Annotated in this window: 1 protein-coding gene; it reads right to left on the reverse strand. The window is 42.4% G+C overall.

All coding sequences use genetic code 11. The features are described from left to right. Window positions 1-1,996: ATP-binding protein (locus H6G97_RS50500; RefSeq protein ID WP_422394296.1), on the reverse strand; the 1,996-nt coding region annotated here is incomplete at both ends.

The raw sequence follows: 1,996 nt of genomic DNA on the forward strand, positions 1-1,996 counted from the left end.
TCTTTGACTTTTGCCATCGCTCCCCATCTTTCATAGCAGTAGTGTGCTTCTTTCATGTAGATCTGGGCAAATTTTTCTCGACCTCGCGCTAGATAATGTTTTGCAGCCAATTCATAAGCTAATGCTTCTTCCTGGATATACTCATTTTCAGCAGCACCTGCGATCGCTCGTTCATAAAGTTCCTCGGCTTCAAAGAATTGCCCTGAGACTCGCGCTTTCTCTGCTTCGACCAGATGAAATTTATGTAGATAATTCATTGGAGCATGTTCTGCCCATTTCTGCATTTTTTCTTGGTTGGTGTTAACACAGTTTAGCCAAGCTACTTTTTCAGAGTTTGAAGCATCGAGCAATAGGCTCAAAAGCGCTAGAGAATGGTAGAAACAGAATACAGGTAAAAACTTTATTGCTGTCACTTCTTCAAAATGTTTCCTTGCCAAAACAGCAGTCTGTACAGCTTGATGGTGTTCTCCAAATAGATAACACAACATGACTTTGTGCAAATAGAGTATTTGAATTGCAATTCCATCTTTAACTGCAATAGCGTGTGGTAACGCCTCCTCTTCATTAAACACCCGACCAACTAAGCGACTGGGATTAAGAGACCTATCTAACAAATTAAGAATGGTCTGCCACACTATTGCAATCCAAGTCGAGGGGCTTTCCCGTCTGATTCGATCAACCACTTTGCTGTAGGTTGCCATTTTCTGTTCCAGTTGGGTGAGTGACTCACCGACGAAAAACGAGTGGTGGCACACGTTATATGCAGCATAACCAGCGATTTCAAAGTCTCCGGTTTCCACTCCTTCCTGATAAGCCTCAACCAGCAGTGGTATCGTCTCCTTAAGATGTACTTTCCATTGCATAACATGGTAAGTAAATACTTGTAATGCTCTAGCCTTGCCTTTTTTGGTATTCAATCGTTCTGCCAAACTGAGAGCCAATTTGCCAAATTTATAACCGAGTTCAATGTTTTGAACAAATCCACATAGAACAAGTCCGTAGGCAGCATAACTGTGTGGTGACCAGGTAGCATTACCGTATTCGATCGATAAACTTACCATTTTGCAAGCAATCAGTATCATCAGTGCTGGTGATACCATATATGCAGCACCTCCAATATTCGTCATGATATAAATTGCTGCCAGCAGTTCTGGTGCGGTCATCTTTGGTAAATTAATCAAGTCTTCAATTTCTCGTTGGGCAAGTAGTGCCGCCGTTGACTCCAATCCGCCTCGAACATCTAACTCACTTGGATTTTCTGGTAAAATCACTCCCAGGAGCTTCAACACTTCCAAGCCAATTTTGAGTGCTTCTTTCAGGTTGCCCTGTGACAAATATCTTTGAATGCTGTTATCGTAAACTTGCACTTTGTCAACCACTGTCTTAGCGCGATCAAGTACCACTTCTACCAACTGTTCCATCTCATCAAAGCAACCCTGGAGATACGCCGCTTCTGCTGCTTCTGAGTACAGCGCTAAGGTGAGATCATACTCACTGAGCCAACTCTCTGCATTGAGGAGTTTAAGCCCTGTAGTGAAATACTTAAAAGCTGCTTCATAAGCCGTTGCTGTTTTTGCTTTTTGACCTGCCATTAAATTCAATCTGGCAATTTCAGTTCGTTCTGATCGAGCAGTGACTAGCTTAAGTCCTTGATTAAGATGATCGATGATTTCAAACAACCGCTCGGATCGTTGCTCTGGTGAAGTTTTTTCGAGTAAATTGCGACCGATTTGGAGATGAACCACTTGTTTGCACGACTCATCAATTAGGGCATAAGCCGCTTGCTGCACGCGATCGTGCGAAAACTTATACTCTTGAACCAACAAGTCTTCGTCCAAGTCAGACAAAGGTTGAATTAATCCCGCTTGTATTGCTTCTAATAAATCCTGAAAAATTGCTTTCGGTGATTTTTCGCAAACGATCGCTAACGTTTCTAAATCAAATTCAGCTCCAACACAAGCGGCTAAACAAAGAATTCGCCGTGTTTCATTTGGCA

Source organism: Nostoc flagelliforme FACHB-838 (genome assembly GCF_014698065.1).
GTDB lineage: Bacteria > Cyanobacteriota > Cyanobacteriia > Cyanobacteriales > Nostocaceae > Nostoc > Nostoc flagelliforme_B.